The organism is Paenibacillus oleatilyticus (assembly GCF_018998565.1).
GTDB lineage: Bacteria > Bacillota > Bacilli > Paenibacillales > NBRC-103111 > Paenibacillus_G > Paenibacillus_G oleatilyticus.
In genome coordinates this window covers 1-322 of the sequence record NZ_JAHNZO010000204.1, presented here as the reverse complement: position 1 = coordinate 322, position 322 = coordinate 1, and the positions used below count along the sequence as shown (strand labels likewise).

1 protein-coding gene is annotated in these 322 nt (G+C 50.3%); it reads left to right on the top strand.

Going from position 1 to position 322, the window contains the following annotated elements; all coding sequences use genetic code 11:
* Positions 1-11: 11 nt before the first annotated feature.
* A partial coding sequence (locus tag KQX66_RS39180) for a YbhB/YbcL family Raf kinase inhibitor-like protein (protein WP_216798461.1) occupies positions 12-322 on the top strand: 311 nt, incomplete at its 3' end.

Below are 322 nucleotides of genomic sequence, written 5' to 3'. Positions count from 1 at the left end.
GAGAAGAGTAAATGTCCAAACTTCACCTTACTGTTATCAGTACATTATGCCTGGCGTTGTCGAGCCAGGTCGCTTTTTCAGCCAGTTTTACGCTGACAAGTCATGAGCTTGAAAAAAACCGTTTCCCCGCAGCTCAGACCCTGAGTTCACCTTATGGATTTGGGTGCAGCGGTGGAAACCTTGCCCCCTCTTTTAACTGGAGTGGCGCGCCGGCAGGAACTCAAAGCTTCGCTCTCAAAATTTATGATAGGGATGCGCCGACAGGCCTCGGTTGGATCCACTGGCAGGTGGTGAATATTCCCTCATCTCTTCACTCGTTACC